General features: G+C 65.0%; 14 protein-coding genes. 4 read left to right on the forward strand and 10 right to left on the reverse strand.

The annotated features are described in order from the left end of the window. Nucleotides 1-46 precede the first annotated feature (46 nt). The 7 genes from SD196_RS19460 to SD196_RS19490 form a co-directional block, all read right to left on the reverse strand. Nucleotides 47-1,072, reverse strand: coding sequence for an MraY family glycosyltransferase (locus SD196_RS19460; protein WP_331315995.1), 1,026 nt, complete (start codon nt 1,070-1,072; stop codon nt 47-49). Continuing rightward, nucleotides 1,069-1,986, reverse strand: coding sequence for a UDP-glucose 4-epimerase family protein (locus SD196_RS19465; RefSeq protein WP_416310576.1), 918 nt, complete (start codon nt 1,984-1,986; stop codon nt 1,069-1,071). Before SD196_RS19465 ends, SD196_RS19460 begins: the two co-directional genes overlap by 4 nt. 105 nt (nt 1,987-2,091) lie before the next feature. Then, nucleotides 2,092-3,117 (reverse strand): hypothetical protein, encoded by a 1,026-nt coding sequence (locus SD196_RS19470; protein WP_343572614.1) that lies wholly within the window; start codon nt 3,115-3,117, stop codon nt 2,092-2,094. A 118-nt stretch (nt 3,118-3,235) separates the two neighbouring features. Then, a complete protein-coding gene (locus tag SD196_RS19475) occupies nt 3,236-3,541 on the reverse strand; it encodes a lipopolysaccharide assembly protein LapA domain-containing protein (RefSeq protein WP_275610884.1) in 306 nt (101 codons plus the stop codon). A 30-nt stretch (nt 3,542-3,571) separates the two neighbouring features. After that, nucleotides 3,572-3,856, reverse strand: coding sequence for an integration host factor subunit beta (gene ihfB, locus SD196_RS19480; protein ID WP_015478091.1), 285 nt, complete (start codon nt 3,854-3,856; stop codon nt 3,572-3,574). 202 nt (nt 3,857-4,058) lie between these two features. Beyond that, on the reverse strand, nt 4,059-4,658 hold the full coding sequence (locus SD196_RS19485) for an FMN-dependent NADH-azoreductase (protein ID WP_275610883.1): 600 nt from the start codon (nt 4,656-4,658) through the stop codon (nt 4,059-4,061). Between the two features lie 150 nt (nt 4,659-4,808). Then, the gene (locus SD196_RS19490; RefSeq protein ID WP_275610882.1) at nt 4,809-5,123 is read right to left on the reverse strand and encodes a 3-phosphoglycerate kinase; all 315 of its coding nucleotides are present in this window, start codon (nt 5,121-5,123) and stop codon (nt 4,809-4,811) included. Nucleotides 5,124-5,178: 55 nt separating this feature from the next. Here SD196_RS19490 and SD196_RS19495 point away from each other — a divergent pair, with 55 nt between their 5' ends. The 4 genes from SD196_RS19495 (at nt 5,179) to SD196_RS19510 (ending at nt 9,429) form a co-directional block, all read left to right on the forward strand. Beyond that, complete coding sequence (locus SD196_RS19495) at nt 5,179-6,105, forward strand: LysR family transcriptional regulator (RefSeq protein WP_207884256.1); 927 nt, start codon at nt 5,179-5,181, stop codon at nt 6,103-6,105. A gap of 34 nt (nt 6,106-6,139) precedes the next feature. Then, nucleotides 6,140-6,931, forward strand: coding sequence for an alpha/beta fold hydrolase (locus tag SD196_RS19500; RefSeq protein WP_275610881.1), 792 nt, complete (start codon nt 6,140-6,142; stop codon nt 6,929-6,931). Nucleotides 6,932-6,960: 29 nt separating this feature from the next. Next, nucleotides 6,961-7,521: a peptidylprolyl isomerase gene (locus SD196_RS19505; protein ID WP_275611919.1), complete on the forward strand. Its 561-nt coding sequence runs from the start codon at nt 6,961-6,963 to the stop codon at nt 7,519-7,521. Between the two features lie 75 nt (nt 7,522-7,596). Beyond that, nucleotides 7,597-9,429, forward strand: a complete 1,833-nt coding sequence (locus SD196_RS19510; protein WP_416310577.1) for an ABC transporter ATP-binding protein — start codon at nt 7,597-7,599, stop codon at nt 9,427-9,429. 180 nt (nt 9,430-9,609) lie between these two features. Here the strand turns inward: SD196_RS19510 and SD196_RS19515 are convergent, their stop codons facing one another. Genes SD196_RS19515 through zwf form a run of 3 tightly spaced genes read right to left on the reverse strand, consistent with a single transcriptional unit; the run spans nt 9,610 to nt 12,447 of the window. Further along, entirely contained in the window at nt 9,610-10,257 is a 648-nt protein-coding gene (locus tag SD196_RS19515) for a bifunctional 4-hydroxy-2-oxoglutarate aldolase/2-dehydro-3-deoxy-phosphogluconate aldolase (RefSeq protein ID WP_416310578.1), read from the reverse strand. A 17-nt stretch (nt 10,258-10,274) separates the two neighbouring features. Further along, nucleotides 10,275-10,991 (reverse strand): 6-phosphogluconolactonase, encoded by a 717-nt coding sequence (gene pgl, locus SD196_RS19520; RefSeq protein WP_416310579.1) that lies wholly within the window; start codon nt 10,989-10,991, stop codon nt 10,275-10,277. Beyond that, complete coding sequence (gene zwf, locus SD196_RS19525; protein WP_416310580.1) at nt 10,978-12,447, reverse strand: glucose-6-phosphate dehydrogenase; 1,470 nt, start codon at nt 12,445-12,447, stop codon at nt 10,978-10,980. Before zwf ends, pgl begins: the two co-directional genes overlap by 14 nt. Nucleotides 12,448-12,503 lie beyond the last annotated feature (56 nt).

Here is a 12,503-nt window from a genome sequence, read left to right on the forward strand (position 1 = left end):
AATAACGCACTCCCCCCGCTACATTGACCACCATTTCCAATGGAGTTCAGCTCACATCCTGATCATCCGGACGACCTGCACCCAGACGAGCTACGACAAGCACCAAAGGAGCATAGGCCGCAATCAGTGCCAACAAACCGGAAACCTGTCCCAGACTGACCAAAACCGCAAGCGGCATCAACCAGCACAGGTTGATGCCGGTAATCGCCAGCGACACTCGCAAGTGACTGCCATAACGCCGCGACGCACGCTGGTAGGCGTGGCTGCGATGCGCTTCATAGACTCGCTCACCGCGAATCAGGCGGTGGAGCAAGGTGTAGCTCGCATCCACCACGAAAACCCCGAGCAGGATCAGCCAACTCCACAGCAAGGGCGGCGATACCCACCCCGCCTGAAGCGCCATTCCCCCCAGAACGACCCCAAGGAAACCGCTGCCGGCATCCCCCATGAAAATACGCGCCGGGGGGAAATTCCATACCAGAAACCCCGCAGTCGCCATGGCCAGGATCAATGGAAGCAATGCCTGCGAACCCGCACCGACCAGCCAGTAGCACAACGCCCCGGCCAGACAGACGCTGATGGCCTCCAGGCTGGCGATGCCATCGATGCCATCCATGAAGTTGTACAGGTTGAGCAACCAGACCAGAAACACCAAGGCTAGCAGATCCCCAGCCACACCCAGGTCCATCGCGCCCCAGGGCATGCTCAGCACCGGCAGGCCACCCACCCAGTACATCAACCATCCGGCCCCGACGAAATGCCCCAACAGGCGCCAACGGGCCGGAATATGCCGATGATCATCCAGAAAGCCGATGACGGCCACCCAGGCGCCGGCAGGCAGCAGTGCCACCAGGCTATGAACCTCGACAGCCCCTAGAACAGCCGCTAGCGCCAGACAGCCGAGGAAACCCGCCACGATGGCGACGCCGCCGCCGCGGGGCGTTGGAATCTGGTGCGAACTACGGGCGTTGGGGATGTCCATAATGCTCCGCGCCAACGCGTAGCGCCGCACCCCCCAGGTCATGCCCCACGACGCCAGGAAAACAGCCGCCAGCAATACCCCCATGCTCATTGACCTCGACACTCCTTGTACCATTGCGCGGTTTCCCGGATAGCCTGTTTCATCGACACCGGAGGCTGCCAGTCCAGAACCTGGCGAGTGGTGGAGATATCCACCTGCAGCGAGCCGAGCAGGCGCTGCACCTGTTGGCTGCGACCGGTGAACAGCCCCAGCGCCCGCAGGACCATGGCCGGCACCGGCAGCAAGCGCGGGCGCACGCCCAGCGCCTCGCTCAGTTCGCGGCAGAGTTGCGCCGTGGACAGGTCCTGCCCGTCGCTGGCCAGGAACACCCGGCCAGCTGCCGCGGGATGACGCGCACACTGCAGCAGCAAGTCGACCAGATTGTCCCGCGCCACCAGGCTACGGCGATTGTCGATGGCCGCGAAAGGCAATGGCAGCCGACGTTGCAGCGCCCCCATCAGACTGGCGAAATTGGCCTTGACGCCGGGCCCGTAGACCAGCGGCGGGCGCACCGCCACCACTTCGAGCCCGGTATCCCCGGCCATTGCGAACAGCATCTGCTCCGCTTCGAGCTTGGACTGCCCGTAAGGGTCCTGCGGGTGCGCGACCGAATCGGAGCGGTACGACTGCCCCGGCTCGGTTTCCTCGCCGTTAACCTTGATGGAACTAACGTAGACGAAGCGCTTCACGCCTGCAGCGACGGCCTGTCGCGCCAGTTGGCGAGTCGCCTCGACGTTCACCGCGCGGAACTCGGCCAGCGGATCGGCGGCGCGCTCGTCCATGACATGCACCCGCGCGGCGGCATGAATTACCACGTCGATACCCTGCACCGCCTCTTCCCAGCACTGGGACGCACTCAGGCCATCGATATGCACACACTCGATACCACCCGGCAGCTCATCCGGCGGCCGCCGTACAGCGATGCGCACATGCACTCCCGATTCCGCGCACAAACGCGCCAGCATGCCTCGGCCGACAAAACCTGTCGCGCCCGTCAGTAAAACATTCAATCCTGTACCTGCAGAACCTGACGCCCACGGGCGTCATCCAGAGTGTCGTGCGAATTCGCGCTAGAGAGGCGAGATGACAGGCCGCAGCGCATTCCAGGCATGGCAGCTCGGGCACTGCCAGTGCAGCTCCCGCCCCGAGAAACCGCAGCGGCTGCAGCGATAGCGCGGCATTGTCCTATACAAGCCGATGATAATTGGAGCAATTTTTTCGATGCCCGAAGGATTGCCGTCCGCTACGTGAAGCCCATCCAGGAATTCGCCAACGCCCTGCCAGGAAGGGCGCTGTTCGACACGCCGCAACAGGCTGTCGCGCCAGTAGGTAGAAGCGCCGTCGTCCTCGGTCTCGGCCAGAACCGCCAGGATCAGCGGCGGTACCTCTTCGGACTCCGCCAGGTTGCGGAGGAACTCGCGAACCTGCGGCACACCCAGGCAATCGTAACGTCGCAACAGCGGCACGATCTCCCCAACGAAAGCCTTGGCGTCCCGCGCCAGCTCGCCCATGGTGGCGACGGCCGCGGGATGATCCTGCCGCCAGAGCTCGCAACCCAGCCGCATCAGCAGTGCCCGCACGCAATGGCGATCCACCCGGCGGGCTTCGCGCAGCAGCTCCTGCATGCCGCTGCGGTCGCCACTGCGCCCCTTCTCCTGGGCCAGCTCGCAGTAGTAATTGGCCAGCGCCGCGACCAGCTCGGGCCGGCTGGGTACCAGCTGGGCCGCCAGCTCGATCGCCCGGGACCAATCTTTCTCCCGCTCGCAGATCAGTCGTTGCTCGTCGAGCGCTTCCAGCGAAATCGGCTCACCCTGCAGATGAACCAGCTCATCCAGCAGTTCCTCGGCACTGCCGAGCAAACCGCCTGCGATGAAGTCCCGCGCCAGTTCGAGGCGAACCTGCGAGGCCAGCGAAACATCCTCGCCAGCGCGGCCGAGAAGGTCCTGGTGAATATGAATGGCTTTTTCGATATCGCCCCGCCGGCGGAACAGATTGCCGACGTGCAGATGGCTTTCCAGCGTCTCCGGGCTCAGCACCAGGCCCTGGGAGAGATTTTCCAGCGCATCGTCGGAGTGGCGCTCCAGCAGGTTGTGCATGCTGTGGATGCGCGAGCGCAGGTCATTGCCTGCGCCGGGAATGGGCTGTGAACGCGAACGCCGCCCCATCCACCAGCCGATGGCCAGGGCGCAGAAGAAGAACAGCGTCGCGAGAACGCTAGGCATGATCCGTCAGCGACTTGTCACGCAGCGCGTCGTTCTCCTTGCGGAAGCGGGTAATTTCAGAGCGCATGCCCGCCATGCGGACGCGCGCCCGGGCGCGGACGGGAATGCTCAGCAGCAGGCCGATCAGCCCGCCGAGGACAAACGCCAGGGACACGAAGACAACCAGCGGCCATTGCGGCGACTGCCAGCCCAGGAAGGTCAGTTGCACAGTCTGGAGGTTTTCCAGGACGAAAACCACGACCACGGCAGCCAGAACGACCAGCGCCAGGATGAACAGGAAACGCTTTACCCGAAGCATGGAAACTCCTTCAAAACGGATACCCCGGGCTCACTCGGGCTCGTTGACGCGGTCGCGCAGCTCCTTGCCGGGCTTGAAGTGCGGAACGAACTTGCCGTCCAGGCGCACGGACTCGCCGGTCTTCGGATTACGGCCGGTGCGCGGGGCGCGATAATGCAACGAGAAACTGCCGAACCCCCGGATTTCGATGCGATCCCCAGTCGCCAGAGCCTGGGACATTTGCTCAAGCATGGTCTTGATCGCCAGCTCCACATCCTTTGCGGAAAGCTGCCCCTGATGGGTGACGATTCTCTCGATCAACTCCGACTTGGTCATGGTTTTCCCTTCTTTTTCAAGCGGCTAGATCAGCTCAAGGTTCTTTTAGCATGCTGATCAGACTTTGAACAGCCCGAAGGGAAAGGATGTGATCGCTCCCCAGCAGGGCCAACCTCGGGAATAAAAAATGGCCGGCCTCCGGGGGAAGGAGGTCGGCCACGGTCGCACCCAGGAGCGGAAGGGTGCGCAAGGGAAAAACGGATCAGGCGACGGCGGCGAGTTGAGCCTTGGCCTTGGACAGACCCTTCTCGGCGAATTCGGCGCCCATGTTCAGGCCTTCGGCGTGGATGAAGGTGACGTCATGGATGCCGACGAAGCCCAGCGCCTGGCGCAGGTAGGGCTCCTGGTGGTCCAGCGCACCACCGGCGTAGACGCCGCCGCGGCTGGTCAGCACGAAGGCGCGCTTGCCGGTCAGCAGGCCCTGCGGGCCGGTCTCGGTGTACTTGAAGGTGACGCCGGCGCGCAGCACATGGTCCAGCCAGGATTTCAGGGTGCTGGGAATGGCAAAGTTGTACATCGGCGCGGCCAGCACCAGCACATCGGCGGACTGCAGCTCGGCGGTCAGCAGATTGGAGCGCTCGAGCGCCGCCCGTTCGATCTCGGATTGCTCTTGCTCAGGCTTCATCCAGCCGCCCAGCAGGTTGGCGTCCAGGTGCGGCACCTGCTCGACGGCCAGGTCGCGCACCTGGATTTCATCCGCCGGGTGTGCGGCCTGCCATTGGGCGATGAATTCGCGGGTCAGCTGACGGGATACGGAACCTTGCTGGCGGGCACTGCTTTCGATAACCAGAACGCGGGACATGGATTCGACCTCCATCGGTCAGTGACTTGTCGATGGAGTGAATCCTAAAGATGGATAACTCGATAAAAAAGCGGAAATAATCGCTGCTAATTATCGAATAAATTGATTTCCAGCTGGACTGCTTCTAGTCTTGGCCCCGTAAGGAAACTATCAGGCCGGCGCACAGGTGAGCTTGATGCGCAGCTTGATGACCGCGCGACTGAAGCTCGAGGTCATGTTGGCCTCCTTGCCCGGCTCCAGAGTGGCCTTGCGCACATGGGGCGTTTCCGGGCCATTGACGAATACCGCGGTGCAGGTCACCGGCTGCTGACCGTTGTTGCGCAACAGGATCGCGCCCATCTGGTCGCCGATGTCCTGGGTGTCATAGCTGATCTCGGTGCCATTGAGCGACTTCTCGACCTCAATGGGATAGGCCAGTGCGGTCAGCGGCAACAGTGCCAGAACGGCACAACAGATTTTTTTCATGGCGGTCTCTTGTTGGTCTTCTGCGGACCGCCAGATTAGACAAGAGGAGGCGAGGATGAAAGCGCCCCGCGTTACCCTGGATCAGTGGAGAACCCTGCAGGCCGTGGTCGATCACGGCGGCTTCGCCCAGGCGGCGGAAGCCATGCACCGTTCGCAGTCGTCGATCAGCTACACCGTGGCGCGCATGCAGGAGCAGCTCGGCGTACCGCTGCTACGCATCGACGGACGCAAGGCGGTGCTCACCGAGGCCGGCGAAGTGCTGCTGCGGCGCTCCCGCCAACTGGTGAAGTCCGCCGGCCAGCTGGAAGAGCTCGCTCACCACATGGAACAGGGCTGGGAGCCGGAGGTCCGCCTGGTCGTGGACGCCGCCTACCCCACCGTGCGCCTGGTCCGCGCCCTCTCCGCCTTCATGCCGCAAAGCCGTGGCTGCCGGGTGCTGCTGCGCGAAGAAGTGCTCTCCGGCGTAGAGGAAGCCCTGGTGCAGGGCCATGCCGACCTGGCCATCAGCGGCCTGAACATCGCCGGCCATCTGGGTGCTGACCTCAGCGTGGTGGATTTCGTCGCCGTCGCCCACCCCGACCACCCGCTGCACCGCCTGCAGCGCGAGGTCACCCACCAGGACCTGGAAACCCAGATGCAGGTGGTGATCCGCGACTCCGGCCGCCTGCAGCCACGCGACGTCGGCTGGCTGGGCGCCGAGCAACGCTGGACGGTAGGCAGCCTGGCTACCGCCGCCACCTTCGTCAGCAACGGCCTGGGCTTCGCCTGGTTGCCGCGGCACATGATCGAGCGCGAGCTCAAGGACGGCGTGCTCAAGCCACTGCCGCTGACCCAGGGCGGCGTACGCGAGAGCCGCTTCTACCTCTACCCGAACAAGGAGAAGCCGCTGGGCCCGGCCACGCAGATTCTCGTCGAACTGCTGACCACCTTCGCCAGCGTCCCACTGGACGCGCACTTCGCCGCCCCCGAGAGCCCGGCCTGAGGCCGGGGCCCAGAGCCAAAGCAAGGAGCCCGTCATGCCCTTCTTCGACCACGCCGGCCACCGCCTGCATTACGAGGAAAGCGGATTCGGCACCCCGGTACTGCTGGTGCACGGCCTTGGCTCCAGCACCCGCGACTGGGAATACCAGGTGCCGGAGCTGGAGAAACGTCACCGGGTGATCGCCCTCGACGTACGCGGCCACGGCCAGTCGGACAAGCCGCGCGAGCGCTACAGCATCGCCGCCTTCGCCGAGGACGTGATCGCCCTGCTCGACCACCTGCACCTGGGCCGCGTGCACCTGGTCGGCATCAGCATGGGCGGCATGATCGGCTTCGAGCTGGCCACCCGCTGGCCGGAGCGCCTGAACAGCCTGACCATCGTCAACAGCGCGCCGGAAGTGAAACCGCGCACCCTGCGCGAATACCTGGAAGTGGCGCGCCGGCTGTTCCTCGCCCACGTGCTGGGCCTGGACACCGTGGGCAAAGCGCTGGGCAAGCTGCTCTTTCCCAAGCCCGAGCAGGCCGACCTGCGCCGCAAGATCCAGCAGCGCTGGCCGCAGAACGACAAACGCGCTTACCTTTCCAGCCTGCACGCCATCATCGGCTGGGGTGTGCAGGAGCGCCTGGCGCGCATAACCTGTCCCACACTGGTGATCAGCGCCGACCGCGACTACACCCCGGTCTCGCTCAAGCAGGCCTACGTCGGGCACCTGCCCAACGCCCGCCTGGTGGTGATCGAGGACTCGCGGCACGCCACGCCGCTGGATCAGCCGGAACGCTTCAACACCACCCTGCTCGACTTCCTCGAGCAGGTCGACCATCCCTAGAACCTAACGGAAACATCCGCCAAATGACTCTGTTCAAACGCTTCCTGCTCGCTGCCTGCTCCCTGGTCCTGGCCGGCTCGGCATTCGCTGCCGACGCCAACAAGCCGCACGTGCTGCTGTCCACCACCTCGGGTGAAATCGAGATCGAGCTGTACGCCGACAAGGCACCGATTTCCGTGAAGAACTACCTGTCCTACGTCGACAGCGGCTTCTACAACGGCACCATCTTCCACCGCGTGATCCCCAACTTCATGATCCAGGGCGGCGGCTTCACCGAGGCCATGAAGGAGAAGGACACCCAGGCGCCGATCAAGAACGAAGCCGACAACGGCCTGCTCAACGAGCGCGGCACCCTGGCCATGGCCCGCACCAGCGCAGTGGACTCGGCCACCAGCCAGTTCTTCATCAACCTGACCGGCAACGACTTCCTCAACCACGGCGCCCGCGACTTCGGCTATGCCGTGTTCGGCAAGGTGGTGCGCGGCATGGGTGTGGTCGACCAGATCGCCCAGGTCCAGACCGGCAACCGCGGCATGTTCCAGGACGTGCCGAAAACCCCGGTCGTCATCCTCTCCGCCAAGCGCCTGTGATGTCCCGCGCACACGCCTGACGGAGGCCATATCCAGCGGGTCCAGGACGGACCCGCTACCAACCTGAGAAGAATCATGCTTTACCGTCGTTTCGAACGTCTGATCGACCCCTTCCGTGACGTCCCCGAGCGCATGCCGCCGTCCGACGTCATCCGCTTCTACGTCTATTACCTGCGCCAGGTCTGGCCAGTGTTCCTCGCCCTGCTCTTCGTCGGCCTGATCGTCGCGCTGATCGAAGTCGCGCTGTTCAGCTACCTGGGGCGCATCGTCGACCTCGCGCAAGGCACCGCCCCCGCCGACTTCTTCTCCCTGCACGGCCGCGAGCTGATCTGGATGGCCGTGGTCGCGCTGATCCTGCGCCCGCTGTTCAACGGCCTGCACGACATGCTGGTGCACCAGAGCATCAACCCCAGCATGACCAACCTGATCCGCTGGCAGAACCACCGCTACGTGCTCAAGCAGAGCCTGGGCTTCTTCCAGAACGACTTCGCCGGGCGCATCGCCCAGCGCATCATGCAGACCGGCAACTCCCTGCGCGACTCCGCCGTGCAGGTGGTGGACGCCATCTGGCACGTGGTCATCTACACCCTCAGCGCCCTGGTGCTGTTCGCCGAGGCCGACTGGCGCCTGATGATCCCGCTGGTACTGTGGGTGATCGGCTACGTCGGCGCGCTGGGCTACTTCGTGCCGCAGGTGAAGCGCCGCTCGGTGGCGGCATCCGATTCGCGCTCGAAACTCATGGGCCGCATCGTCGACGGCTACACCAACATCACCACCCTCAAGCTGTTCGCCCATACCCGCCAGGAGGAAAACTACGCCCGCGAGGCCATCGACGACCAGACTCGCAAGGCCCAGCGCGCCGGACGCGTGGTGACCTCCATGGACGTCACTATCACCATCTTCAACGGCCTGCTGATCGCCGGCACCACAGGCCTGGCCCTGTGGCTGTGGAGCCAGTCGCTGATCTCGGTGGGAGCCATCGCCCTGGCCACCGGCCTGGTCATCCGTATCAACAACATGTCCGGCTGGATCATGTGGGTGGTCGGCGGCATCTTCGAGAACGTGGGCCAGGTGCAGGACGGCATGCAGACCATCGCCCTGCCCCGCCAGGTGGTGGACAAGCCGGAAGCCAGGCCGCTGACGGTGAATCGCGGCGAGGTGCGCTTCGAGCAAGTATCGTTCAGCTACGGCAAGGGCGGCGGCCTGATCGACGGCCTCGACCTGGTGGTGCGCCCCGGCGAGAAGATCGGCCTGGTCGGCCCCTCCGGCGCCGGCAAGTCCACCCTGGTCAACCTGCTGCTGCGCCTGTATGACCTGGAAGCCGGACGCATCCTGATCGACGACCAGGACATCGCCGGTGTGACCCAGGAAAGCCTGCGCGCGCAGATCGGCATGGTCACGCAGGACACTTCGCTGCTGCACCGTTCGATCCGTTCCAACCTGCTCTACGGCCGCCCGGATGCCGGCGAGGACGAATTGCAGGACGCCATCCAGAAGGCCCGCGCCTCAGAATTCATCCCGCAACTGAGCGACGCCGAAGGGCGGCAGGGACTCGACGCCCATGTCGGCGAGCGCGGCGTGAAGCTTTCCGGCGGCCAGCGCCAGCGCATCGCGATCACCCGTGTGCTGCTCAAGGACGCGCCGATCCTGATCCTCGACGAAGCCACCTCGGCGCTGGACTCGGAAGTGGAAGCGGCGATCCAGGAGAGCCTGGAGACCCTGATGCAGGGCAAGACGGTGATCGCCATCGCCCACCGCCTCTCCACTATCGCCCGCATGGACCGCCTGGTGGTGCTGGAACACGGCCGCATCGTCGAGAGCGGCAGCCATGCCGAGCTGCTGGCCCATGGCGGGCTTTACGCGCGGCTTTGGCGGCACCAGACGGGTGGGTTCGTCGGGGTGGATTGATCGTTTGCCCTGAGATGCACCAAAGCATCCGTTATCTGTAGGAGCGAGCTTGCTCGCGAACAGCCCGAGCATCAGAGCCGCCGGGGAAATCCGTTCGCTAGCAAGCTCGCTCCTACGAAGAGCCGCTCGCCCCCATAAAAAAGCCCGGCACAGGGCCGGGCACGTCCAAACCGGGACAGCTCAGTGTGTGTCCAGTAACGCCAGCGCCTCTCGGCTCAAGCGCTCGACCGTAGCCCAGTCGCCACTGTCGATGGCGGCCTTGGGCAGCATCCAGCTGCCGCCCACGCACATCACGTTGGCCAGCCGGTAGTAGTCATTCAGGTTGTCCGGGCCGACGCCGCCCGTGGGGCAGAAACGCACGTCCGGGAACGGCCCGCCGAAAGCCTTGAGCGCATCCACGCCGCCGCACACCTTCGCCGGGAACAGCTTGAAGCGACGCAGGCCGTGGCGGTACGCGGCCATGATTTCCGACGCGGTGGCCACGCCCGGCAGCAGCGGCACCGGACGAGTCACGGCGTACTGCAGCAACTCCTCGGTGCAACCCGGCGTGACGATGAACTTCGCCCCCGCCTCTTCCGCCTGGCGGAAGGTTTCCGGATCGAGCACGGTGCCGGCGCCCACCAGCAGCTCCGGGCGTCGCTCACTCAACTGGCGAATGGCGGTGAGCCCCAGCGAGGTCCGCAAGGTCACTTCCAGAACGGTGATCCCTCCAGCGGCAAGGGCATCCGCCATGGGCAGGATGTCCGCCTCGCGGTCGATGGTGATCACCGGCAGGATGCGCGCACGCTGCGCCAGGGCATCGATCTGCTGGATGTGTTGTTCAGACATTGCGGTAACTCCGTGCCTCAGGGGCACCAATGGATCGAAAGAGGTGCGCGCAGGAACGCGTTGACCGGCATGCGCTGGTCGTCGTTGTCGCTGAGCGCCTGGCTCAGGGTGGCCAGCTTGGCCTCGCCCTGGATGGCCAGCAGTTGCAGCCGCGCCCCCTGCAGCACGGCGCGGGTCAGGGTCAGACGCTGACGAGGCACGCTCGGCGCCCACATCGGCAGGCAGCGGCGCGTGCTCGCCGGGTCGAGCGCTTCGACCAGCCCGGCGCTGCCGGGGAACAGCGAGGCGGTATGGCCGTCGTCGCCCATGCCCAGCACCAGCACATCGATGGGCAGGCTCAGCTCATGCAGGAAACGGTCGGCCTTGTCGGCCGCCTCTTCCAGCGAGGCCGCCGACTGGTACAGGCCGATGAAGTGCGCGCGGGCCGCCGCGCCCTTGAGCAGATGGCGACGCAGCAGGCCGGCATTGCTGTCCGGGTGCGACTCGGGCACCCAGCGCTCGTCGGCCAGGCTGACGGACACCTTCGACCAGTCCAGCTCCGCGCTACTCAGCGCTTCGAGGAAGGCGATCGGACTACGCCCACCGGATACCACCAGCAACGCCCGGCCACGTTCGGCCAGCGCCGCGCGCAACCCGTCGGCCACGGTAGCGGCCAGTCCCTGCGCCTGCTCGGCGACGTTGTTCCAGGTGTTCCAGGCCATGCCTTCAGCCAGTTTCGGTTCAGTGATCGCCATACCAGTCCCTCCCGTCGCGTGCGATCAGGGCAACAGACGCCTGCGGTCCCCAACTGCCCGCCGGGTATGGCTTGGGTTCCTCGCCCAGGCGGCCCCAGCCGGCGATCAGGTGGTCACACCATTTCCAGGCGAACTCCACCTCGTCCTTGCGCACGAACAGGTACTGATTGCCTTGCATGACTTCCAGCAGCAGTCGCTCGTAGGCGTCCGGCGTACGGGCGGTGTGGAAGGTCTCGGAGAAATTCAGTTGCAGCGGGCCGGTGCGCAGCTGCATGCCCTTGCCCAGGCCCTGGTCCTTGGTCATCACCTGCAGGGAAATGCCCTCGTCCGGCTGCAGGCGGATGATCAGGCGGTTGCTGATCAGCGAGCGCTGCTCCGGGGCGAAGATGTAGTGCGGCGGTTCCTTGAAGTGGATGACGATCTGCGACAGCTTCTGCGGCATGCGCTTGCCGGTACGCAGGTAGAACGGCACGCCGGACCAGCGCCAGTTGCGGATATCCACGCGCAGCGCGACGAAGGTCTCGGCGTCGCTGTTGGGGTTGGCGTTTTCCTCGGCGAGGTAGCCGGGCACCGCCTTGCCGTCGATGAAGCCGGCGGTGTACTGGCCGCGCACCACGCGGGTTGCCAGTTGCTCCGGCGCGATGGGTTCGAGCGCGCGCAGCACCTTCACCTTCTCGTCGCGGATGCTGTCGGCGGTCAGGTCCGCCGGCGGGTCCATGGCGATCAGGCAGAGCAGCTGCAGCAGGTGGTTCTGCACCATGTCGCGCAGCTGGCCGGCCTTGTCGAAGTAGCCCCAGCGGCCTTCGATGCCGACCTTCTCGGCCACGGTGATCTCCACGTGGGAGATGTGATTCTGGTTCCACTGGGTCTCGAACAGGCTGTTGGCGAAGCGCAGTGCGATGAGGTTCTGCACCGTCTCCTTACCCAGGTAGTGGTCGATCCGGTAGATGCGGTTTTCCGGGAAGAAGCGCGCCACCGCATCGTTCACCGCGCGGGATGATTCGAGGTCGTGGCCGATGGGCTTCTCCAGGACCACCCGGGTGCGCTCGGCGAGACCGACGGCGGCGAGGTTCTCGCAGATGCCGCCGAATACCGAGGCGGCCGTGGCAAAGTAGGCGACCAGGGTGCGCTCCTCGCCGACCTGTTCGGCCAGCGCCGTGTAGGAGCCGGCGTCGAGGAAGTCCATGTTCAGGTGAGTCAGGCGCGCCTGGAAGCGCGTCCACACCGCCTCGTCCCACTCCTTCGCGGGCACCGCCTGGCGCAGGCGTCGCTCGATGACGGTCAGCGGCGCCTCGCTGGCACCTTCGTCGCGGGCCAGGGTGAGAATACGGGTATCACCGTGCAGCAGGCTCTCGCGGTCGAGCTGATACAGCGCCGGGAGCAGCTTGCGCAGGGCAAGATCACCCAGGGCGCCGAACAGCGCGAGGGTGCAGGGCAGAACGCGGACTTCAGGCATTTGTTGTTACCAACCAAATTTTGAACGATAGTTAGCCTTACACGCCGGCATTAAGA

Source organism: Pseudomonas macauensis (genome assembly GCF_047902425.1).
Taxonomy (GTDB): domain Bacteria; phylum Pseudomonadota; class Gammaproteobacteria; order Pseudomonadales; family Pseudomonadaceae; genus Pseudomonas.

Excerpts from the sequence above, each read along its gene's own strand:
- SD196_RS19460 (WP_331315995.1), bottom strand. The coding sequence starts at position 1,072 with ATGAGCATGGGGGTATTGCTGGCGGCTGTTTTCCTGGCGTCGTGGGGC.
- SD196_RS19465 (WP_416310576.1), bottom strand. The coding sequence starts at position 1,986 with ATGCTGGCGCGTTTGTGCGCGGAATCGGGAGTGCATGTGCGCATCGCT.
- SD196_RS19470 (WP_343572614.1), bottom strand. The coding sequence starts at position 3,117 with ATGCACAACCTGCTGGAGCGCCACTCCGACGATGCGCTGGAAAATCTC.
- SD196_RS19475 (WP_275610884.1), bottom strand. The coding sequence starts at position 3,541 with ATGCTTCGGGTAAAGCGTTTCCTGTTCATCCTGGCGCTGGTCGTTCTG.
- ihfB (WP_015478091.1), bottom strand. The coding sequence starts at position 3,856 with ATGACCAAGTCGGAGTTGATCGAGAGAATCGTCACCCATCAGGGGCAG.
- SD196_RS19485 (WP_275610883.1), bottom strand. The coding sequence starts at position 4,658 with ATGTCCCGCGTTCTGGTTATCGAAAGCAGTGCCCGCCAGCAAGGTTCC.
- SD196_RS19490 (WP_275610882.1), bottom strand. The coding sequence starts at position 5,123 with ATGAAAAAAATCTGTTGTGCCGTTCTGGCACTGTTGCCGCTGACCGCA.
- SD196_RS19495 (WP_207884256.1), top strand. The coding sequence starts at position 5,179 with ATGAAAGCGCCCCGCGTTACCCTGGATCAGTGGAGAACCCTGCAGGCC.
- SD196_RS19500 (WP_275610881.1), top strand. The coding sequence starts at position 6,140 with ATGCCCTTCTTCGACCACGCCGGCCACCGCCTGCATTACGAGGAAAGC.
- SD196_RS19510 (WP_416310577.1), top strand. The coding sequence starts at position 7,597 with ATGCTTTACCGTCGTTTCGAACGTCTGATCGACCCCTTCCGTGACGTC.
- SD196_RS19515 (WP_416310578.1), bottom strand. The coding sequence starts at position 10,257 with ATGTCTGAACAACACATCCAGCAGATCGATGCCCTGGCGCAGCGTGCG.
- pgl (WP_416310579.1), bottom strand. The coding sequence starts at position 10,991 with ATGGCGATCACTGAACCGAAACTGGCTGAAGGCATGGCCTGGAACACC.
- zwf (WP_416310580.1), bottom strand. The coding sequence starts at position 12,447 with ATGCCTGAAGTCCGCGTTCTGCCCTGCACCCTCGCGCTGTTCGGCGCC.